Raw genomic sequence first — 20969 nt, 5'->3', positions numbered from 1 at the left:
CTAGAGCAGCGGCTTGTACAGGGAGTACGAGACGGGTTCGTAGCCGAGCGAGTCGTACAGGCACAGGGCCGGGGCGTTGCCCGCGAAGACGTCGAGGCCGATGCGGTCCCGGCCCGCCGCGCGGGCCTGAGCCTCGGCCAGGAGCATCAGGGAACGGCCGTGGCCGCGCCCCCGGCAGTCCTCGTCGACCTCGACGCGGAAGACGAACGCGTCGTCGTCGCGGAGCGTGAGCCACAGGGTGCCGGCCTTCGCGCCCTCCTGGGTGAGCACGCTCAGCAGGGTGCCGGGGGTGGCCGGGCCCTGGGGCAACAGCTCGGCGTAGTCGGCCTCGGACTTGGCGCGCGCCTGCGCCTCTGGCACGCCCCCGTCGATCCAGTCGCGCGTGCAGCTCCGCCGGGCCCGCGCCAGCCACACCTCGTACTCGTCCTCGGTCATCGGCCGACCCTGGACCCCGGGCGGCAGCGCGGCCGGCTCGGCCGGCACCGGCTTCGCCATCCGGCGGTCGCGCTCCACATAGCCGAGCGCCGTCGCCAGGCGCAGCGCGGCGGCCGACTCGGCCGGAATGTCCGCCTCGATGCGCTCGCAGCCCCAGCCGCGGGCGACCTCCTCCGCCGCGAGCGCGGCCACGGTGGCGCGCCCCCGCCCGCGGTCGGGCTCGGCGATCCGCAGATCCGTCACCCGGCAGACCCCGGGGCCGAAGACGGCGTGGGTCGCGAGCGTGATCGAGCCCACGGGGCGGCTGTTCACACAGACGTCGTACGTGCGCGCCTTGACGCCGTCGGCGCTCCGCTGAAGCGGCCCGGTCGGCCGCAGGGTCGTGGTCATCGAAGGCGTTCTACCCGCCCGGGGACTCAGGGATCCAGATCGTCGGCGGCCCGCTCGTCGAACGTCCGCATCGCCTTGGTGGTCATCGGGCCCGGGGCGCCGGGCAGTTGACGCCCGTCCACGCGGTGCACGCCCTGGACGTCGCGCAGCGTCGACGTCAGGAAGATCTCGTCGGCGCGCTCAAGGACGTCCAACGGCAGGTCGGCCTCGCGGGCGCCCGTCCACTCGACGGCCAGCGCGCGGGTGATGCCGTCGAGGCACCCGGAGGCGACCGGCGGGGTCAGGATCTCCCCGCCGAGCACGACGAAGACGTTGGAGCCGGTGCCTTCGCAGAGCTGCCCGACGGTGTTCGCGAACAGGGCCTCCGAGGCACCCTGCTCGCGGGCGCGGGCGAGGGCGACGACGTTCTCCGCGTACGAGGTGGTCTTCAGGCCGGTCAGCGCGCCCCGTTCGTTGCGGGTCCACGGCACCGTGATCACGGCGGTGGAGTCGGGGCGCCGCGTGGCCTCGCCGAGGGCCACGATGAGCGTGGTCCCCTGGTCGCCGCGGTCGGAGCCGAGCGGCGAGAGCCCTCCGGTGTAGGTGATCCGCAGCCGCCCCAGCGGGAGCGGGTTGGCCTCCAGGACGGCGGCGCAGGCGCGGCGCACCTCGTCGAGGTCCGGCTCGGGCAGCCCCAGGCCGCGCGCCGACCGGGTGAGCCGGGCCAGATGACGGGTGAGGGCGAAGGGCCGCCCCTCGACCGACTTCACCGTCTCGAAGATGCCGTCGCCCACCGTAAGGCCGTGGTCGAACACGGAGACGCGGGCGGAGTCGACGTCCCGCAGCCCGCCATTGAGCCATATCTTCACGTTCGGGTTCCTCCACTCGCTTCGTACGCCCCTGACGCTACCGCCAGCAGTCGCGCGGCCTTCAGCTCGGTCTCCCGCCACTCCCCCTCGGGGTCCGAGCCCCAGGTGATGCCCGCCCCGGTGCCGAAGCGCAGCACGCCATCGGCCCGGTCGATCCAGAAGGTGCGGATGCCGACGGCCAGCTCTCCGGTGCCCCGGTCGGCGTCGACCCAGCCGATGCCGCCGCAGTACGGGCCCCGCGGCGCCGTCTCCAGCTCGTCGATGATCCGCAGGGCGCTGGACTTGGGGGCTCCCGTGACGGAACCGGGCGGGAAGGTCGCCGCGAACAGCTCCGGCCAGCCGGCGCCGGTGCGCAGCTCACCGTGGACGGTGGAGACAAGGTGGACGAGGCCGGGGTGCTTCTCCGCCACGCAGAGGTCGGGGACGGTGACCGAGCCGGTCGCGCAGACGCGTCCGAGGTCGTTGCGGACGAGGTCCACGATCATGACGTTCTCGGCGTAGTCCTTCTCCAGGAGGTCCGCCTCCGTGCGGCCGGTGCCCTTGATGGGGCCCGACTCCACGACGCGGCCCGCGCGGCGCAGGTAGAGCTCGGGGGAGGCGGTGGCTATCTCCACGCCGTGGGCGGGCAGGCGGATCGTTCCTGCGTACGGAGCGGGGTTCCCGCGCGCGAGGAGGGCCGTCAGGGCGTCCACGTCGGCGTCGGGCGGGACGGGCGCGGACAGGACGCGGCAGAGGTTCGCCTGATAGACCTCGCCGGCCGCGATGTACGCGCGTATCCGTCGTACGCCCTCCGTGTACGCGGCGCGGTCCAGGGACGACGTCCAGTCATCGGCGGCAGGCCCCTGCCACCGGCCCGGCACGGGGGCGGGCACGGGCTCTTCGCGTACGTCGTCGAAGCGGGCGCAGACCAGACCTCCCTCGAAGTCGGCGGACACCGCCCAGAAGCCGGCGGAGTCCAGGGCCGCGGGGTCGCTGGTCACGTCGCGCAGGCCGGTGGCGACGAGGCCGCCGAAGCGGGCCATGGGAGGGAGCGCCGGAGAGGACGTCTGAGGGGGGTTGTGCACGCCTGCGAGTCTATGACCGGCGTCCTGGCCGCGCCCCGGGCCGACGACAGCGCAGCACGCTGCGCAAACGCGTTTTTGTACTGGCCCAGGAATCCGCTAGAGTTCAACACGTCGCCGGGACGCGCAAGCGGACCGGGAAAGACAAGCGGACGTAGCTCAGTTGGTAGAGCGCAACCTTGCCAAGGTTGAGGTCGCCAGTTCGAACCTGGTCGTCCGCTCGCAGGAAAGTGGGGGATCTTCCCGAACCCCCGCACTCCTGGTGGAGTGGCCGAGAGGCGAGGCAACGGCCTGCAAAGCCGTCTACACGGGTTCAAATCCCGTCTCCACCTCCAAGGACGATTAGCTCAGCGGGAGAGCGCTTCCCTGACACGGAAGAGGTCACTGGTTCAATCCCAGTATCGTCCACTGATCTTCGCGAGAACCGCTTCGGCGGTGTGCTCCATGAAGGTCGAACCCGCGCGATTAGCTCAGCGGGAGAGCGCTTCCCTGACACGGAAGAGGTCACTGGTTCAATCCCAGTATCGCGCACGCAGTACGCAGCACACGCAGGTTGACCTGCGCGATTAGCTCAGCGGGAGAGCGCTTCCCTGACACGGAAGAGGTCACTGGTTCAATCCCAGTATCGCGCACCACATTCCGGAGCCCCCGGCCGTTCCCACGGCCGGGGGCTCCGTCGTTCCCGGGTGCTCAGGAGGAGAAGAGCATGTGCCCGAAGCTCTTGTGGCGCTTGCCGTGACCATAGTGACCGCCGTGGCCGCCGTGGCCTCCATGACCGCCCTGCGGGGCGCCCCAGGCGGGGGCGGGAGCCGCGGGATAGGCCTGCGGGGCCGGGGGCGCGGGCGGCGGCGGGGCCTGCTGGCCCCACTGGGACTCCAGGCGGGTCAGGGACTCGAGCTCGCCGTAGTCGAGGAAAATGCCGCGGCAGCCACTGCACTGCTCGATCTGGACGCCATTTCGGTTGTACGTGTGCATCGGTGCGTGGCACTTGGGGCACTGCATGGACGGCTCAACTCCTCGCCGGTGGTAACTGCTTCGCCGGATCCCTGCCCGGCTTCGGTGCGTCGCACCCTACTTCGTCGCGTCCCGGGTCAACTCGGGCGGGAGGGCACCCACTCGGCTCAGGCCCTGCTCATCCGGTCGCAGGCGTCGATCAAGGCCTGCTCGATCTCGTCCAGGGGGCGGTCGGCGGCGACGGCCTTGGTGATCGCCAGGGCGGCCGTCTGCACGGTCAGGGCGCGGGCCGGGACGTCGAGGGCCGGCCAGGGGTCGGCCCCGCCCGCCGGGACGGCCGGGCCGCCTGCCCTCCGGTAGGTGTCCAGGAAGCGGGTCCACTCCTCGGGAGCGAGCAGCCCGCAGGCGTACCAGGCGGCGGGACGGGCCAGGTCCCAGGCCGGGTCGCCCGCGCCGAGGTCGTCCACGTCGATCAGCAGCCAGGTGCCGTCCGGCGTGCGGACGAGCTGGCCCAGGTGGAGGTCGCCGTGGCACAGGCGCGGCGGGGCCGGTGCCGAGGTCTCGTCGCGGGCCCAGGGCGGCAGGGCCCGCCAGGCCCGCAGGACCGGCGGCGCCGCGGGGTGCGGGCCCGCGGCGCGCAGGCGGGCGACGGCGCGGGCCGCCTTGGCCGGGCCGCGCATGGCGGGGAGCGGGTGCGGGAGGCTCGCCGGGTCCGTGCCGTGCAGGCGGGTCAGCAGGGCGGCTGCCGCCTCCCAAGGGGCCGCGTCCGGGTCGTCGCGGTCCACGGGGGTGCCGTGGGGCCAGAAGGTGACGAGGCGGCCATGGAGGGCGGTGGGGGTGGTGCGCAGGGGCGGGAGGAGGGTGTCGGGGAGGCGGGCGGCCACGGTGAGGCGTACCGCCAGGTCTTCCGGGTGCGTCTCCTGGGCGTGGGCCTTCGCGACGATGTCGCCGTGGCGTACGACTGTGGCGTCGGGGCGGTCCGCGAGGACGGTGCCGTCGGCGGCGCCTTCACCTTCGCCTTCGCCGCAGGCGCAGGAGCCGGGGAGCGGGTGGGCCGTGTGCCTGGCCTTGGCGGTGAGGGCGGGGAGGAGCGCGGTCACAGGGGTCCCGGGGGTGGGGCGGGTGGCTTACGGCCGAAGCGTAGCCACTGGGGTCGGGCGGGCTTGTGTGCGGTTGGTGGACCGGGTGCGGGTTCGTCGGGGCTGGGCGCGTGGTTCCCCGCGCCCCTTGCGGGCAGCGCCCGGGACGTGGCAATGCCCGCGCAGCTCCCCAGCTGCGCGGGCATCTGTGCCGTCCGCCGCACCCCCGTCCCCACGGGGTTTCCTGGCCGGATGTCCCCGCCCGGACCGCTCTTCCGGGCCTGGGGCGCCGCTCAGCGCCCCAGCATCACGCCCACGGACGACGCTTGTGTGACCACTGCTTCCCAGCCGCCGAAGACGACCACGAGCAGGGCTGCCAGGGGGAGGACCATGGCCGTCGCCACCAGGGGGTGGCGCGTGCCGGACGGGCGTACGCCGAACGCCGAGAACCTGCGCCCTTGCGTGCGGACCATGGTCCGCGGTGCCGTGTCCGCCATGGTTCCTCTCCTGACCGATCTCGTTGTGGTTTTGGCAAGCGGCGGGTGTCTGACCTCGGGGGACGAGTGCTGCACCCGCCGCTTGACCTCAAATCTAGGTGCGGGGGCGACACCTGGCGTCATGCCTTCGTACCGATTGGCTGGCCTCCCGGAGGATGACCGACCACCGCGCGTGTACTCCCAGGGGTGGAGACGGGGACCTAGGACTCAGGGTCTTCCCGGAGGGGGCGGGCCGCTGCCTCGGAGGCGTCCTCCCTCGGGACGGGCTGCTCGACCAGGGCCAGGACGCGCGTCGCCATGAACCGGGCCGTACGCACCACTGTCCCGGTACGGGTGACTTCGCTCACTTCCACCACTCCTCTGCGCACGGCCGTCTCGACGCGGCGCCCCGCCCGGCTCGCCACCACCTCGTACGTCCTCGTCGTGTCCCCGGCATCCACGACTATCTCCACGCGATCACCCTTCACGGGATCAATCCCCCTTCAGCGATGGATGGTTGGGGCTCGGGGTGGCGTCAACGGCCCCTTGTCCCGCGCCCCCTGACCACTCTTCGATTTTCGCACCCGGCACTGACAATCGATCGCCCCGCGAGGGCGCGGCCTCTGCACGTGCCCGCCCGTGGAAACGTAAGCTGGGCTCGTCAAACGGACCGGGTAGCGGGGATGGACATGGCGATGATGCGGCTCCGGCGCGAGGACCCGCGTGTCGTCGGCTCGTTCAGGCTGCACAGGCGCCTGGGCGCCGGCGGTATGGGGGTCGTCTATCTGGGTTCCGACCGGCGGGGCCAGCGCGTCGCGCTGAAGGTGATCCGGCCGGACCTGGCGGAGGATCAGGAGTTCCGGTCGCGGTTCGCGCGGGAGGTCTCGGCCGCCCGGCGCATTCGCGGCGGCTGTACCGCCCGGCTCGTCGCCGCCGACCTCGAAGCGGACCGGCCGTGGTTCGCGACCCAGTACGTTCCCGGGCCCTCCCTGCACGACAAGGTCGCCGCCGAGGGGCCGCTCTCCGCGGCCGACGTGGCCGTGGTCGGTTCGGCGCTGGCCGAGGGACTCGTGGCCGTGCACGAGGCCGGTGTCGTACACCGCGATCTGAAGCCGTCGAACATCCTGCTGTCGCCGAAGGGGCCGCGGATCATCGACTTCGGTATCGCCTGGGCCACCGGCGCCTCGACGCTCACCCATGTCGGCACGGCCGTCGGTTCGCCAGGATTCCTCGCGCCCGAACAGGTGCGCGGCGCCGCCGTCACGCCCGCCACCGACGTCTTCGCCCTCGGTGCGACGCTCGCGTACGCGGGCATGGCGGACTCGCCCTTCGGGCAGGGCAGTTCCGAGGTCATGCTCTACCGGGTGGTCCACGAGGAGGCGCAGCTGAACGGCGTCCCCGACGCCCTGGCCCCGCTGATCCGCGCCTGCCTCGCCAAGGACCCGGAGGAGCGGCCCAGCACCCTCCAGCTGTCGCTCCGGCTCAAGGAGATCGCCGCGCGCGAGGCCCAGGGTCTCGGTGACGTGCGGCCGCCCGCGCCCCGTCAGGACCACGACCGGCCGACGGGACGACTCGCCGAGAGCTACGCGGATCAGCGCACCCAGCGGCGTTCCGCCCCCGGCGCCACTCCCCCGCCCCGCCCGGGCGCGTCCAGGGGCGGTCCGGCGAGGAGCGGGTCGTCCAGGACCGGGAGTTCGAAGACAGGGGCGTCGAAGACCGGTGCTTCCAGGACGGGTTCGTCGAGGACCGGCGGGGCACGGCCCGGCGCGCCCCGCGACACCACGCGTTCCGGCGGCCGCCCCGCGCCGCGCGGCGGCACGGGGCGGCAGGGGCCGCGCCCCACGGGGACGGGCCGGCGGATGCCCGCCAACCCCCGGCTGCTGCGGCAGCGCCTCTTCGTGTTCGTGGTCGTCACGCTGCTCGTGGCGCTCGGGATCGCGGCGGCGCAGGGCTGCCAGGGGCCCGCGAAGAGCCTCGGCGGCATGGACGTACGCCAGCAGTGGACGCAGAGCGGTCCCCTCGCTCCGGGGCAGGCACCCCGGAGCTGAGCCGTGGCGTCAGGCCGGTGGGCGGCCCGTCGCCACCGCGTAGAACGCGACCGCCGCCGCCGCGCCCACGTTGAGTGAGTCGACGCCGTGGGCCATCGGGATGCGGACCCATTCGTCGGCGGCGACCAGCGCCTGGGTGGAGAGGCCGTCGCCCTCGGCACCGAGCATCAGCGCGACGCGGTCCATGCGGTGCGGGGCCGCCTCGTCCAGGGATGTGGCCTTCTCGTCCGGCGTGAGCGCCAGGAGGTTGAAGCCCGCCTCGCGTACGCCTTCCAGCCCCTTGGGCCAGGACTCGAGGCGGGCGTAGGGGACGGAGAAGACGGCGCCCATCGAGACCTTCACCGAGCGGCGGTAGAGCGGGTCCGCGCAGTCCGGGGAGAGCAGGACCGCGTCCATGCCGAGCGCCGCCGCCGAGCGGAAGATCGCGCCGATGTTCGTGTGGTCGTTCACCGCCTCCATGACGACCACCCGGCGGGTGGTCGCGAGGAGTTCGTCGGCCGTCGGCAGCGGCTTGCGCTGCATGGAGGCGAGGGCGCCGCGGTGCACGTGGTAGCCGGTGACGCGCTCGGCGAGGTCGGGGCTGACCGCGTAGACCGGGGCGGGGAGCTCGTCGATGACGTCGCGCATGACGTCGACCCACTTGGCGGAGAGCAGCATCGAGCGCATCTCGTAGCCGGCGTCCCTGGCCCGTCTGATGACCTTCTCGCCCTCCGCGATGAACAGCCCCTCGGCCGGTTCGCGCCTGCGGCGCAGCTCGACGTCGGTCAGGCCCGTGTAGTCGCGCAGGCGGGGGTCGTCGGGGTCGTCGACGGTGATGAGATCGGCCACAGGGTGATACTGCCTTGTCCTGGGTGTGGTGCCAACGGCCGGGGGCGTGTTCCGTTACCGCTGGTTACTCGGGTGGTTCTCAGGGGTGTGCGGGGCTCGCTAGACGACGGGCTCCGGGCCCACGCGTACGACGTCCCCGATGACGATGACCGCCGGGGGCTTCACCTCGTGGGTGCGCACCGCCTCGGCGACCGTGCCGAGCGTCGCGTCGACGCGGCGCTGGGCGGCCGTCGTGCCCTCCTGGATCAGGGCGAGCGGGGTGTCGGACGCCTTGCCGTGGGCGATCAAAGCCCGGGCGATCTTGCCGATCTTGTCGACGCCCATGAGGATCACGAGGGTGCCGCGCAGCTTGGCGAGGGACTCCCAGTCGACCAGGGAGCGCGCGTCGTCCGGTGCCACATGGCCGCTGACCACGGTGAACTCGTGGGCGACGCCGCGGTGGGTGACGGGGATTCCGGCGGCAGAGGGGACGGAGATCGAGCTGGAGATGCCGGGGACGACCGTGCAGGCGATGCCCGCCTCGGCGAGCGCCTGGGCCTCCTCCATGCCGCGGCCGAAGACGTAGGGGTCGCCGCCCTTGAGGCGTACGACGGCCTTGCCCTGCTTGGCGTGCTCGATCAGGGCGTTGTTGATCGCCTCCTGCGCCATGTAGCGGCCGTAGGGGATTTTCGCGGCGTCGATGACCTCGACGTGCGGCGGGAGTTCGTCGAGGAGGTCGCGGGGGCCGAGCCGGTCGGCGATGACGACGTCCGCGGCGGCGAGCAGGCGGCGGCCGCGGACCGTGATCAGGTCGGGGTCGCCGGGTCCGCCGCCGACCAGGGCGACGCCCGGGGCGCGTGTCCGCAGGTGGGGGGCGACGAGGCTGCCGTCGCGCAGGCCCTCGACGACCGCGTCGCGGATGGCGGCGGTGCGGCGCGGGTCGCGGTCGTGCACGTCGCTGCTGAGTACGGCGACGGTGACGCCCTCGGAGCGGCCCGTGGCCGGGGTCCAGGCGGTGGCCGCCTCGGCGTCGTCCGAGCGTACGCACCAGACGCGGCCGGCCTCCGCCTCCGCCGAGGCACGGGTGTTCGCCTCGGCGTCGCTGGTGGCGATCAGGGCGTACCAGGCGTCCTGGAGGTCACCGTGCTCGTAGCGGCGCCTGGCCCAGGTGATCTCGCCCGCGTCCGCCATCGCCTCCACGGAGGGGGTCGCCGAGGGGGACACGAGGAGGATGTCGGCGCCCGCCTTGATCAGGGCGGGGAGGCGGCGCTGCGCCACCTGGCCGCCGCCGAGGACGACGACCCTGCGGCCGGTCAGGCGGAGGCCTACGGGGTAGGCGGGGTTTTCGGCCATGGCTCTACGGCTCCTCGTGCGGGCGGAGTCTTCAAGGTGCGCTACCGCTGCTGCGCTGGAGCGGCTGCTTGACGTGCGGGTTCAGTATGGCGGGGGCGGGGCCGGAGGTCTCCCCCAGCCCCGCCCGGTGCCGGAATGCGGGGCTTCGCCCCACGGCGGCTACTTCTCGGTGACGCCGGCCGAGTCGAACGTGGCGACCTCGTGCATGGCGCGGGCCGCGCTCTGGACGATCGGCAGGGCCAGGAGCGCGCCCGTGCCCTCGCCGAGGCGCAGGTCCAGGTCGACCAGGGGGCGCAGGCCCAGCTTGTTCAGGGCCGCCACATGGCCCGGCTCCGCGCTGCGGTGGCCCGCGATGCAGGCCGCGAGGACCTCGGGGGCGACGGCGCGGGCGACCAGGGCGGCCGCGCCGGCGCTCACGCCGTCCAGGATCACCGGCGTACGCAAGGAAGCGCCGCCGAGCAGGAGGCCCACCATGGCGGCGTGCTCCAGGCCGCCGACCGCCGCGAGGACACCGATCGGGTCCGCCGGGTCGGGCTGGTGCAGCTCCAGGGCGCGGCGGACCACGTCGACCTTGCGGGCGTGCATCTCGTCGTTGATGCCGGTGCCGCGGCCGGTGACCTCGGCGGGGTCCGTCTCCGTGTAGACGGAGATCAGGGCCGCGGAGGCGGTGGTGTTCGCGATGCCCATCTCGCCGGTGAGCAGGGCCTTGTTGCCCGCCGCCACCAGGTCGCGGGCCGTCTCGATGCCGACTTCGAGCGCGGCCTTGACCTCTTCGCGGGTCAGGGCGGGGCCGATCGTCATGTCGGCCGTGCCCGCGCGCACCTTGCGGGGCAGCAGGCCCGGCGTGGCGGGCAACTCGCTCGCCACGCCCACGTCGATGACGCAGACCTCGGCGCCCACCTGGTTGGCGAAGGCGTTGCAGACCGCGCCGCCGCCGAGGAAGTTGGCGACCATCTGGGCGGTCACCTCCTGGGGCCAGGCGGTGACGCCCTGCGCGTGCACGCCGTGGTCGCCCGCGAAGATCGCGACGGCCGCGGGCTCCGGGATCGGCGGCGGGCACATCCGGGACAGGCCCGACAGCTGCGCGGAGATGATCTCCAGCATGCCGAGGGCGCCCGGCGGCTTCGTCATCCGCTTCTGGCGTTCCCACGCCTCTCCGAGTGCCTTGGCGTCCAGCGGGCGGATGTTGGAGACGGTCTCGGCGAGCAGGTCGTGCGGGTCCTCACCGGGCAGCGCGCGGCGGCCGTACGTCTCCTCGTGGACGACCCACGACAGCGGACGCCGCTTGGACCAGCCCGCCTGCATCAGCTCGGGCTCGTCCGGGAACTCGTCGACGTAACCCACACAGAGGTAGGCGACGACTTCGAGGTGCTCGGGCAGGCCGAGGGCGCGGACCATCTCGCGCTCGTCGAAGAAGCTGACCCAGCCGACGCCGAGGCCTTCGGCGCGGGCGGCGAGCCAGAGGTTCTCGACGGCGAGCGCCGAGGAGTACGGGGCCATCTGCGGCTGGGTGTGCCGGCCGAGGGTGTGGCGGCCGCCACGGGTGGGGTCGGCGGTGACGACGATGTTCACCGGGGTGTCGAGGATGGCCTCGATCTTCAGTTCCTTGAACTGCTTCGCGCGGCCCTTCGGCAGGGACTTGGCGTACGCGTCGCGCTGGCGCATGGCCAGTTCGTGCATGGTGCGCCGGGTCTCCGCGGACTTGATGACGACGAAGTCCCAGGGCTGCGAGTGCCCCACGGAAGGCGCGGTGTGGGCCGCCTCCAGGACGCGGAGCAGCACCTCGTGCGGGATGGGGTCGGAACGGAAGCCGTTGCGGATGTCGCGGCGTTCGCGCATGACGCGCAGGACGGCCTCGCGCTCGGCGTCGTCGTAGCCGGGGGCGGCGGTGCCGGGGGAGGTCGCGGGCCCGGCGGTTTCGGGCCGGTCCGCCTCCTCGGGCCGACCTCCGTCCTCGGGCAGGTCGACGTCCTCGGTCTCGTCCTCGATGACGAGGAGGCCGGGGGCTTCGGCGACGGGCTGTGTCTCCGCCGCCGGGGCGTCCTCGGCCACGAGGAGCTCGGGGCCCTCCGCCGTCTCGGGTGCTTCAGGCGCTTCGGCCATCTCGGGTGCTTCGGCCACTTCGGTCACTTCGTTCGCTTCGATGGGCTCGAACGAGATGACTTCGTCGGCCTCGTCCAACTCGTCGGCCTGGTCGGCCGTCTCGGGGGCGGCCGGGAACTCGGCCGGGGCCACCACCGCGGAAACAGGGGGAACAGGGGAGGCAGTGGCAACAGGGGCCTCCGTGGCCGCGGCCGGAACCGGCGCGTCCTGGAGGGGCTGTGCCGCTTCGGCCGTCGCCTCGCCCGCCGCCTCGCCCGCCGCTTCCTGCGGGAGCACGGCGTCCGGCTCGGCGGGCGGCGCCTCCGTGGGCTCGGCTCCGTCGCGCGGGGCGGGCACGGTGATGGCGGGCCGCGCGGCTTCGGGGCTCTCGCCAATGGCCGGGGCCACAGCGGGTGCGGCCTCGCTCACCACCGCCTCGGCCGGTTCGACGACCGGCGGTACCGGGGTGGGGGTGCCGGGGACTACGCCGGGCTCCGCCGGTGCGGCGGGTGCCTGCTGGGCCATGGGCTGTTCGGCGCCCGGGAGGTCCTGAGCGTTCTCGGGGGCCTCGGGGGCGGGGTGCGCCTCGGCGGCCTGCTGCTCCTGCTCCTGCTCCTGCTCCACGACGAGGTGGCGCGGCGGCGTCGGCGCCAGGTGGGGCGTGGTCGGCACCGAGCCCTCGACCGGTACGAACTGGCCGATCGGCATGGGTGCCTCGGCCCCGCCGAGTTCGCCGGGGAGCGACGCGTACTCCGGTGCGTCGGCGTCCTGCGGGGCGGGCTGCTCGGGGTGGTGCGGGGCGGGCGCGGCGTGCCTGGCTTCGGCGGGGTGGCCGCCGTGCGGCGCGTGGCCGTGTTGGGCGCCGACGGCAGCGGCGTACGCGCCCTGGGCGGTGTCGGGGGCGAAGCCGGGCCGGCCGTACTCGTCGGTGTGCGGGGCCGGGGCGCTCTCGCCCCACGGCTGTGCGGAGGCGACGGCGAACGGGGGCTGCCCGGTGGTCGGCCCGGCCTCGGCGAAGGCGGGCTGCTCCCCCGCCGGGACCTGTCCGGCCTCGGCGGCGTGGGGGAACGGGGCGGACTCCGGGGCGGCGGGAGCCGGGGCGCTCTGCTCGGGCAACTGTGCGGGCAGCGGCAGCTCGGAGGGGGCGGCTTCCGGTGCCCGCGGGGCGTCCGTGCCCTGGGGGAATTCGGCGCCGGCCTGCGGGGCTTCGGGGGCGACCCGCGGGGCTTCCGCCGCCGGCTGCGCTCCGGGAGCCTGCTGGTCCTGGGCGGCCTGCGGCTCCTGCGCCACGGCGGCGTCAGCTTCAACCGCTTCTGTGACACCCGGGGTGCCTGTGACCTCTGTGGCGCCGGAGACGTCCGTTGCGCCGGAGACGTCTGTGGCCCCGGAGACGTCTGTGTCCGCCGTGCCCTCCGGGACGACCGTTTCTGCTGGTACGGCGTACGCCGCCTGCTGAGGCTGCGGCACCTGCTCCTGCGCGGGCGCCTGCGGCTGCGCCTGCTGCGGAGCCCAGGGCGCGCCGCCCTGCGGCGGGATCTCACCGAGCTGCGGCCCGGGCAGAGCGGCATCGTCGCGCGGGATGTCGAGGTACTCGGGCCCGATGGTCGGCGGCCCGGCGTGCCGGACCGGCGCGGCCTGCTGCTGTGCCGGCGGCGTCACCGCTCCGGCGGGCCCGCGGTCGGCGAGCGAGCGCACGGGGCTGCCGGAGCTGTCGGGCACCGCGGGGCCCGAGGGGCCGCGGTGCAGCGGTCTGCGGGTGGCGCCCGGGTGGGACGCGGCCGGGGCGGCGCCGGGCATGCGGACGCCGTTGAGGTCGACCGAGCCGCTGTCCCGACCGGCCGTCTCGTGCGGGCCCGGCTGATGAACGGCCTGGGCTGCCTGGACGGCCTGAGCCGCCTGCGGCTGTCCCGCCGGAGCCTGGCCCTGGTGCGCGGCGTGCGCCGCCGCCTGGGCCTCGCTCCACGCCCCCTGGGCGCTCGGCATCAGCAGCAGGTCGTCGTCATCGGCCGGGTTGGCCGACGGATCGGCGGGGGCGGCGGGGTCCATGAAGGTATACGCATCCGCAGCCGGGACGCCCGGCTGCTGTGCCCCCATGCCCTGCACGGGCCCGGAAGGCACACTGTCGCCTGCGCCCTCCGGCAGCCCCTCGCCCGGGACCTGGCCGGTGTCGGTCATGCGTAACCCCTCGCCCATCGGTTAGTGCTTCTTCGACCGCCCCTCAGCCTTCGGCCGGGGAGGCCCCATTGACCGGAGCGGCGCACCAACCGCCCGTCATTCTCAACGAGCGTGCGCGCCGCGCGGCACGAACCGCTTACCGGACAACAGGCATTGTCCCGGTCGGCCCGCCGCCGCGGCAGCTTGATCGGCCACGGCCCGCTGTGGACTGCGCCACGTTGCGCGTCCTCCGGTCCTGCCGTACCACACAGGTCCCCCAAAACGGGTGGACTTTCCGGACCTTGACCAACGAATCGCCGGGCACCCGGGTGCGGTACAACGATCGGCCAGCCTACCTCGCGCCGTGCCGCGACAGGGTCACGGGGAACGGTCCGGAAGGCGCCCGGAGAGCAGGAATGCCACGGTCCGCTTCTCCTCCCGCCAGGCGCGGGTGTCGAGCTCCACGGACTGGAGGAGGGCGCATTCGACGGTGTATCCGTGCTCGGACAGATCCCTGCCGATGAGTTCGGCCGCGTCGCGTGTCGCGGCGTGCGTCACGATGCGCTCCGGGCGCCGGTCGGCGACCGCGGAGACGACCGCGGCGCCCCCGCCCCCGACCCGTACGACGTCGGGTTCGGGCAGATCTTCGAGGATGTGCGGCGCGACTCCGTGCACGGTCTGCGCCTGGACGCCGAAGCGGCGCACGGCGGCGGTGGTGCGGCCGAGGGCGTCGGCGTCGTGGTCGACGGCGATCACGGCGGCGCCGAAGCGGGCCGCCTCCGCGGCGAAGGCACCGCTGCCGCAGCCGATGTCCCAGACGAGGTCTCCCACGCGGGGCCCGAGGCGAGCGAGTTGGGCGGCCCGCAGCCGGTCGTTCTCCCCCTCGCCGAGCCAGATGTCCCCGCCGTACTCGGCGGCGGGCAGCGCCCAGCCGCGCGGCGAGCCGGCCGGTTCGCGCCCGGCGATCCAGCCGGTGTCGGACGCGGCGGCCGTCCCGCCGATGACGATGACGACGTTCGGGTCGCGCCAGGCGTGGTCGGCGGCCTTGTCGGAGGTGACGACGGTGACCCGCTCGCGGTCGGTACCGAGCTCCTCGCAGATGACGAAGGTCCGGTGGACGCCCTGGAGCAGCAGGCTCAGCTCGGCGGGGCCTGCACCGGGCGAGGTGAGGACGGCGACCTTGGTGTGGGCGCGGCAGACGTTCACGGCGCGGCGCAGGGTGCGGCGGTGGGCGACGACGACCTCGGCGTCGTCCCACGGCATGCCCGCGCGGGCGAACGCCTGGGCGACGGAGGAGACGGCGGGCACCACTTCGACCTCAAGACCGAATTCGGGGGCGCGCAGAGTGCGTACGACGCCGAAGAAGCCGGGGTCGCCGTCGGCGAGGACCACGGCGGTGCCGCGGTGGGCGGCGATGCGGCGGGCGGCGAGGCTCACGCTGCCGAGGCGGATCCGCTCGGCGCGGGCGGGAAGTTCGTCCAGTGCCAGGTGGTGGGCGGCGCCCGCCACGAGCGTGGCGGCGCTGAGCGCGGAGCGTGCCGCGGCGGTCAGCGGCGTACCGTCCCAGCCGATCACCGTGACCCGGTCGGCCATCGTCGTCTGTCTCCTGGTTTCTCGCGGGTCTTCAGTGCGGGCGGCGGTGGCTGCGGGAGCGACCGCGCACGCGGCCAGGGGCGAGCGTACCTGGTGGGGCTCCGGAGTGTCCGGGTCCTCCGGGGGGTGTGCCGGGCCGTGCGGCGCGGACTCAGTTCCAGTCGGAGAAGGCGGAGAAGCCGCTGTCGGCGAGGCTGTCACTGACGCCTTCGAGGTCCTCGGGGAGCAGACTCCAGACGATGAGGTCGGTGCGCACCTCAAGCCAGCCGCCGAACGGGTCGCCGCCGTTTCTCATGCGCGCTATCCAGGCGCCGCGCAGGACGCCCTCGCTGATGCAGCCGATCTTCTGGGCGACCTGCTGGGCGGCGGTGTTGTCGGCGGCGGTGCGCAGCTCGATGCGCTCGAACGCCTGGTCCTTGAAGAGCCACTGGGCGGTGGCGAGCGCGGCCTCCGAGGCGTAGCCCTCGCCGCGGGCCCAGGGGGCGACGACGTAGCTGAGTTCGCTGGCGCGCACCCGCCAGTCGGTGTTGCGCAGGTGGACGACGCCGACCAGGCGCTGGGTGAGGAACTCCGTGACGGCGAGGGCGATTCCGCGGCCCTCGGTGCGCTCGGCGGGGGCGAGGCGGGTGATCCAGTCGCGGGCGTCGGCCTCGGTGTAGGGCTGGGGGACGGAGGTCCAGGCGGTGACCATCTCGTCGTTCATCATCTCCGCGTACGCGGGGACGTCGGCGTCCTCGAACGGGCGCAGCACCAACCGCTCCGTGCTGATGGAGATATCGGGGAAGGTGGTCGTCATGCGCCGCTCCGTAACCTGGAACCCTCGGGCCTGCTGAAGTGCCCAGCATGCAGCATGTCGGCGCGCGGACGCACCACGGGGTCCGCTCCTTCCTCAGGAGGGGACCCCGTGGTGCGGGAGGGAACGGACTGTGCGTCAGTTCTCCGTGTCGGCCGTGCCTTCGACGGGCAGGACGGAGCCCTTGTACTCGTCCTCGATGAACCGCTTCACCTCGGGCGAGGTGAGCAGCTTCGCCAGCTTCCTGACCCGCGGGTCGTCCTCGTCGCCCTTCTTGACGGCGAGGACGTTGTTGTACGGGTTGCCCTTCGGCGACTCCAGAAGGATGGCGTCCTTCTTGGGGCTGAGCCCGGAGTCGAGGGCGTAGTTGTTGTTGATGACGGCCGCGTCGAGGTCGTCGAGCGAGCGCGGCAGTTGCGCCGGGTCGAGCGGCTTGATGGTGAGCTTCTTCGGATTGGACGTGATGTCCTCGGGCGTCGCGGTGGTGCCGACGCCCTTCTTGAGCCCGATGACGCCCTTGGAGGCGAGGAGCTGGAGGGCCCGGCCTTCGTTGGTCGTGTCGTTGGGGACGGCGACGGTCGCGCCCGCCCTCAGCTTCGCGATGTCGCGGGTGCCCTTCTTCGCGTACACGCCCATGGGCGGCAGGTACACCTCGGTGACCGGCACGAGGTCCGTCTTCTTGGACGCGTTGAAGTCCTCGAGGTACGGGGTGTGCTGGTACAGGTTGGCGTCGAGCGAGCCCTCCTGGAGCGCGGTGTTCGGCGTGACGTAGTCCGTGAACTCCGTGATCTCCAGGTCGAGCCCCGCCTTCTTCGCGAGGTTCTCCTGGATGTACGTGAGGACTTCACCGGCCGGGGTCGGGGTGGCCCCGACGACGAGCCGGTCGCCGTCGGAGCCGTCGCCCGAGCCCGCGCCGCACGCGGTGAGCCCGAGGCCGAGGGCCAGGGTGCCCGCCGCGGCGGCGATGACGGACGTACGCATGTCAGAACGCCGCGACGATGGCGCCGTCGTACTTCTCGTCGATGAACTTCTTGACCTCGGGCGAGGTGAGGAGCTTGGCGAGCTTCTTCACGCGCGGGTCGTTCTCGTCGCCCTTCTTGACGGCGAGGAAGTTGCCGTAGGGGTTGCCCTTGGCCTTCTCGGCGACGAGGGCGTCCTTGGCGGGGCTGAGCTGGGCTTCCAGGGCGTAGTTGCCGTTGATCACCGCGGCGTCGAGGTCGCGCAGGGAGCGGGGCAGCTGGGCGGCCTCCAGCTCCTTGAACTTGAGGTTCTTCGGGTTCTTCGCGACGTCCTTGGGGGTCGCGTCGTAACCGACGCCCTTCTTGAGCTCGATGAGGCCGTTGTCGGCGAGGAGCTTGAGGGCGCGGGCCTCGTTGGTGGTGTCGTTCGGGACGGCGACCGTGGCGCCTTCCTTCAGCTCGCCGAGCTTCTTGACCTTCTTCGAGTACACGCCGAGCGGCTCCAGGTGCACCGTGGCGTTCGGGACGGGCACGACGTCCGTGCCGTTCTTCTTGTTGAAGTCGTCCAGGTACGGCTTGTGCTGGAAGTAGTTCGCGAAGACCTCGCCCTGCTGGACGGCAGTGTTCGGCGTGACGTAGTCGGTGAACTCGCGGACTTCGAGGTCGAGGCCGGCCTTCTTGGCGAGGTTCTTCTGGACGTAGTCCAGGATCTCGCCCTGCGGCGTCGGGGTGGCGGCGACGACGAGCGGGCCGTCCTTGTCGCCCGCGGAGCCCTTGTCGGAGCCGCAGGCGCTCAGCCCGAGGGTGAGGGCTGAGGCGACGAGGACAGCGGTGGTGATCTTGGCGGTGTTACGCACGAAAAGTGCCTTTCTCCGTAGGTGGTGCTGGTGGTGCCGGTTGTGCCGGTGGTGCGGCCCGCGTGGGTGGCGGGGAGGCCTGCGGGGGGTGGCGGTCCCGGTCAGCCGGTCTTGGTGGTGGACTCGGCGGCGGCGGTGCCGGGGAGCACGCCGCGCAGCGGCCGGAACAGCAGCAGCGGAGCGGAGCCGCCGCCGCGCTTGTGGAGCCTGCGGGCCGCGTAGTCGCCCGCGAACTGGATGATCGAGATGACCACGGCGAGAATCGCCACGGTGATCCACATCAGCTCGGTCTCGAAGCGCTGGTAGCCGTAGCGCAGCGCGAGGTCGCCGAGGCCGCCGCCGCCGACCGTGCCCGCCATCGCGGAGTAGCCGATGAGCGCGACGATCGTGGTGGTGGCGCCCGAGATCAGCGAGGGCAGCGACTCGGGGACGAGGACCTTGCGTACGACGGTCCAGGTGGAGCCGCCCATCGACTGCACGGCTTCGACGAGCCCGCCGTCGACCTCGCGGATCGAGGTCTCGACCAGTCGCGCGAAGAACGGGATGGCGCCGACGGCGAGCGGCACGAGGGCGGCCTCGCGGCCGATCGTGGTGCCGGTGATCCAGCGCGTGAAGGTCATCAGGGCGACCATCAGGATGATGAAGGGCATCGAACGGGCGATGTTCACGATCTGCCCGATGACCTTGTTGAGCACGGCGTTCTGCAGGAGGCCGCCGCGCTCGGTGAGGACGAGCAGGATGCCGAGCGGCAGTCCGGCGACGACGGCTATCAGCGTCGACCAGCCCACCATGTAGAGCGTGTCCCAACAGGCCTGCTCCAGCAGCGGGCGCATCTCCGACCAGGTCACTTGGCACCTTCCTTGACCAGCAGCGTCTCGTTGCGGGGCGCGTTCGCCGCCGGGTCATCGCCCGCGATGTCGACCTGGAGGCCCTGCTCGCGCAGGAACCCGATCGGGACCACGTTCTCCTCGAAGCGGCCGGGCAGTTCGATGCGCATGCGGCCGACCTGCTTGCCCGCGACGGTGTCCATCGCGGCGCCGAGGATCGAGATGTCGATGTTGTACGTGCGCGACAGCTGCGAGATGACGGGCCGGGTCGCGGCCTCGCCGTGGAACGTCACGTCGACGACGGTGCGGTCCTCGCCGGTGGTGTCGCCGCTGACGGGGAAGAGCGCGGCGGCGAGTTCGGAGCCGGGCGTCGCGAGGAGTTCGCTGACGGTGCCGGACTCGACGATCTGGCCGCGCTCCATGAGGGCGGCGGAGTCGCAGACGCTCTTGACGACGTCCATCTCGTGCGTGATGAGCAGGACGGTCAGGCCGAGCTGCTGGTTGAGGTCGCGCAGGAGCTGGAGGATGGAGCGGGTGGTCTCCGGGTCCAGGGCGCTGGTCGCCTCGTCGGAGAGCAGCACCTTGGGGTCACCGGCGAGCGCGCGGGCGATGCCGACGCGCTGCTTCTGGCCACCGGAGAGCTGCGCCGGGTAGGACTTCGCCTTGTCGGCGAGGCCGACGAGGTCGAGGAGTTCGAGGGCCTTGCGGGAGCGCTCCTGGCCGGAGAGGCCGAGGATCTCCAGCGGCAGTTCGACGTTGTCCTGGACGGTGCGCGAGGACAGCAGGTTGAAGTGCTGGAAGACCATGCCGATGCGGCTGCGTGCCCGGCGCAACTCCTTGCCCGCGCGCGGGCCGCGGCCGGCGAGGGCGGTGAGGTCCTGTCCGGCGACGGTCACGGTGCCGGAGGTGGGGCGCTCCAGGAGGTTGACGCAGCGGATGAGGGAGGACTTGCCGGCGCCGGACTGGCCGATGACGCCGTACACCTCACCCTCGCGGACGTGCAGGTCGACTCCGTCGAGGGCGGTTACTTCACGACCGCGTGAGCGGTAGACCTTGGTGAGGCCGGAAGTGGTGATCACAGGGGTTTCCGTCACTGTCGAGTGCGCGGCGCGGGTGTCGCCGGGCACGGGGCATTCGTTCGGAACGCGGCACGGTTCTCGCGGTGGCGAAAGGAACCGGAGGACGTGTGCGCGGGGCAGGCTCGCTTCCTACGTCGGTACGGATCTTTCGTCGCGTACGTCGTGCAGGGGGTGCGGCACAGCGGCTTCGCTTCGGGGCGCGAGGCTCTTCGTGGTGCGGGGGCCCTCAGAAGGCGCACATTCGACACATACAACGAGCACCGGGCGTCATCGTCGCCTCGGTCGCAAGGGTGCGGCTGCTCGTCGTGGTCATGGGCCCAAGTAAAACACGCGTGAGGTCACGGCCCGCCACCGCTGTCCGTATAGCGGACAGCGCTGGGACGGGGCCGGGCGGTGCGGGCGGGGCGGTCAGCCGGCGACGGCGATCTCCACGAACTCGTCCGTGGCCTGCGCGGACACGGCGGAGAGATCCTTGACCAGGACGTCCGCGGACAGCTCGGCGGCGTCGTGGGTTGTGGCCAAGGCCACGGTGGTCATGCCCGCGGCCCGTCCGGCCTGAAGGCCTGCCGGGGCGTCCTCGAAGACCACGCAGCGCGCCGGGTCGACGCCGAGCTTCTCGGCTGCGAGGAGGTAGGGCTCGGGGTCAGGCTTGCCGCGCGTGATGTCGTCGGCGGCGATCAGCAGACGGGGGCGGATGCCGACCTCGGCGAGGCGGGCCTCGGCCAGGACGCGGGTCGCGGAGGTGACCACGGCCCAGCGGTCCGCGGGCAGCGACTCCAGGAGTTCACGGGTCCCGGGCAGCAGTTCGACGCCGCCGGCGACGTCCGAGACCTCCAGCTCCTCGATGCGGGCGACGGCCGCGGGGACCTTCTCCGGGGGCAGCAGGTCGGCGGCTATCTCGGCGGCGGGGCGGCCGTGCAGTTCTACGCGGGCGAATTCCGCGGCGGTGATCCCGTACTCCCGCGCCCACCGTGTCCAGCAGCGGTACACCGACTCCAGGGAGGAGATGAGGGTGCCGTCGTTGTCGAACAGGAGCGCTTCAGCCTGGATCTTCATGGTGTCCGAGCGTACGGGGCGCCCCGGCGCGCTTCACGAGGACCCTGGGCCCGACCGGCCGGGTCTTCCGGGGTGCGGGCGCACGGGCACCACGGGGGCAGGCGCATCGGGTCAAAGG

At 72.9% G+C, this 20969-nt stretch carries 18 protein-coding genes and 5 tRNA genes; 6 read left to right on the top strand and 17 right to left on the bottom strand.

From position 1 onward, the window contains the following. Genes ACF062_RS28575 through ACF062_RS28565 form a run of 3 tightly spaced genes read right to left on the bottom strand, consistent with a single transcriptional unit; the run spans position 1 to position 2695 of the window. Positions 1 to 825 (bottom strand): GNAT family N-acetyltransferase, encoded by an 825-nt coding sequence (locus tag ACF062_RS28575; protein WP_392142514.1) that lies wholly within the window; start codon positions 823 to 825, stop codon positions 1 to 3. Between the two features lie 26 nt (positions 826 to 851). Continuing rightward, positions 852 to 1673, bottom strand: coding sequence for an aminotransferase class IV (locus ACF062_RS28570; protein ID WP_392142512.1), 822 nt, complete (start codon positions 1671 to 1673; stop codon positions 852 to 854). Continuing rightward, on the bottom strand, positions 1670 to 2695 hold the full coding sequence (locus ACF062_RS28565) for a chorismate-binding protein (protein ID WP_392142691.1): 1026 nt from the start codon (positions 2693 to 2695) through the stop codon (positions 1670 to 1672). Before ACF062_RS28565 ends, ACF062_RS28570 begins: the two co-directional genes overlap by 4 nt. 187 nt (positions 2696 to 2882) lie before the next feature. On the opposite strand from ACF062_RS28565, the gene ACF062_RS28560 reads away from it, so the two are divergent. From ACF062_RS28560 to ACF062_RS28540, 5 genes are all read left to right on the top strand, one after another. Beyond that, a tRNA-Gly gene (locus tag ACF062_RS28560) sits at positions 2883 to 2955 on the top strand. A gap of 40 nt (positions 2956 to 2995) precedes the next feature. Next, a tRNA-Cys gene (locus ACF062_RS28555) sits at positions 2996 to 3069 on the top strand. Between the two features lies 1 nt (position 3070). Then, positions 3071 to 3142, top strand: a tRNA-Val gene (locus ACF062_RS28550). Between the two features lie 51 nt (positions 3143 to 3193). Further along, a tRNA-Val gene (locus ACF062_RS28545) sits at positions 3194 to 3265 on the top strand. A gap of 29 nt (positions 3266 to 3294) precedes the next feature. Continuing rightward, a tRNA-Val gene (locus tag ACF062_RS28540) sits at positions 3295 to 3369 on the top strand. A 55-nt stretch (positions 3370 to 3424) separates the two neighbouring features. Here the strand turns inward: ACF062_RS28540 and ACF062_RS28535 are convergent. The 4 genes from ACF062_RS28535 to ACF062_RS28520 all read right to left on the bottom strand — a co-directional run bounded on the left by ACF062_RS28535 (position 3425) and on the right by ACF062_RS28520 (position 5731). Continuing rightward, on the bottom strand, positions 3425 to 3736 hold the full coding sequence (locus tag ACF062_RS28535) for a zf-TFIIB domain-containing protein (RefSeq protein WP_392142510.1): 312 nt from the start codon (positions 3734 to 3736) through the stop codon (positions 3425 to 3427). Positions 3737 to 3855: 119 nt separating this feature from the next. Then, entirely contained in the window at positions 3856 to 4788 is a 933-nt protein-coding gene (locus tag ACF062_RS28530; protein WP_392142508.1) for a phosphotransferase, read from the bottom strand. 272 nt (positions 4789 to 5060) lie between these two features. Beyond that, positions 5061 to 5264, bottom strand: coding sequence for a hypothetical protein (locus ACF062_RS28525; RefSeq protein ID WP_223773587.1), 204 nt, complete (start codon positions 5262 to 5264; stop codon positions 5061 to 5063). A gap of 200 nt (positions 5265 to 5464) precedes the next feature. Then, positions 5465 to 5731, bottom strand: coding sequence for a hypothetical protein (locus ACF062_RS28520; RefSeq protein ID WP_223773588.1), 267 nt, complete (start codon positions 5729 to 5731; stop codon positions 5465 to 5467). Between the two features lie 195 nt (positions 5732 to 5926). On the opposite strand from ACF062_RS28520, the gene ACF062_RS28515 reads away from it, so the two are divergent. Further along, the gene (locus ACF062_RS28515; protein ID WP_392142506.1) at positions 5927 to 7291 is read left to right on the top strand and encodes a serine/threonine-protein kinase; all 1365 of its coding nucleotides are present in this window, start codon (positions 5927 to 5929) and stop codon (positions 7289 to 7291) included. A gap of 9 nt (positions 7292 to 7300) precedes the next feature. Here ACF062_RS28515 and ACF062_RS28510 read toward each other — a convergent pair whose 3' ends face one another. The 10 genes from ACF062_RS28510 to ACF062_RS28465 form a co-directional block, all read right to left on the bottom strand. Next, positions 7301 to 8119, bottom strand: a complete 819-nt coding sequence (locus tag ACF062_RS28510; protein ID WP_392142504.1) for a TrmH family RNA methyltransferase — start codon at positions 8117 to 8119, stop codon at positions 7301 to 7303. Between the two features lie 99 nt (positions 8120 to 8218). Next, complete coding sequence (gene cobA / locus ACF062_RS28505; protein ID WP_392142502.1) at positions 8219 to 9451, bottom strand: uroporphyrinogen-III C-methyltransferase; 1233 nt, start codon at positions 9449 to 9451, stop codon at positions 8219 to 8221. A 159-nt stretch (positions 9452 to 9610) separates the two neighbouring features. After that, the gene (gene cobT / locus ACF062_RS28500) at positions 9611 to 13708 is read right to left on the bottom strand and encodes a nicotinate-nucleotide--dimethylbenzimidazole phosphoribosyltransferase (protein WP_392142500.1); all 4098 of its coding nucleotides are present in this window, start codon (positions 13706 to 13708) and stop codon (positions 9611 to 9613) included. A 357-nt stretch (positions 13709 to 14065) separates the two neighbouring features. Beyond that, on the bottom strand, positions 14066 to 15280 hold the full coding sequence (gene cbiE, locus ACF062_RS28495; protein WP_223773592.1) for a precorrin-6y C5,15-methyltransferase (decarboxylating) subunit CbiE: 1215 nt from the start codon (positions 15278 to 15280) through the stop codon (positions 14066 to 14068). Between the two features lie 151 nt (positions 15281 to 15431). Then, the gene (locus tag ACF062_RS28490; protein ID WP_205034848.1) at positions 15432 to 16076 is read right to left on the bottom strand and encodes a GNAT family N-acetyltransferase; all 645 of its coding nucleotides are present in this window, start codon (positions 16074 to 16076) and stop codon (positions 15432 to 15434) included. Between the two features lie 135 nt (positions 16077 to 16211). Further along, positions 16212 to 17054 (bottom strand): MetQ/NlpA family ABC transporter substrate-binding protein, encoded by an 843-nt coding sequence (locus ACF062_RS28485; RefSeq protein WP_392142497.1) that lies wholly within the window; start codon positions 17052 to 17054, stop codon positions 16212 to 16214. Position 17055: 1 nt separating this feature from the next. Next, positions 17056 to 17889: a MetQ/NlpA family ABC transporter substrate-binding protein gene (locus ACF062_RS28480; protein WP_392142495.1), complete on the bottom strand. Its 834-nt coding sequence runs from the start codon at positions 17887 to 17889 to the stop codon at positions 17056 to 17058. A gap of 101 nt (positions 17890 to 17990) precedes the next feature. After that, entirely contained in the window at positions 17991 to 18737 is a 747-nt protein-coding gene (locus tag ACF062_RS28475) for a methionine ABC transporter permease (protein ID WP_392142493.1), read from the bottom strand. Further along, complete coding sequence (locus ACF062_RS28470) at positions 18734 to 19795, bottom strand: methionine ABC transporter ATP-binding protein (protein ID WP_392142491.1); 1062 nt, start codon at positions 19793 to 19795, stop codon at positions 18734 to 18736. The genes ACF062_RS28475 and ACF062_RS28470 overlap by 4 nt, the downstream gene beginning before the upstream one ends. 408 nt (positions 19796 to 20203) lie before the next feature. Then, positions 20204 to 20851, bottom strand: a complete 648-nt coding sequence (locus ACF062_RS28465) for an HAD family hydrolase (RefSeq protein WP_392142489.1) — start codon at positions 20849 to 20851, stop codon at positions 20204 to 20206. Positions 20852 to 20969 lie beyond the last annotated feature (118 nt).

This window comes from Streptomyces sp. NPDC015345, assembly GCF_043078805.1.
Classification (GTDB): Bacteria; Actinomycetota; Actinomycetes; order Streptomycetales; family Streptomycetaceae; genus Streptomyces.
Note: the sequence above shows the minus strand (reverse complement) of the source record. Positions and strands in the feature narration are given on the sequence as shown.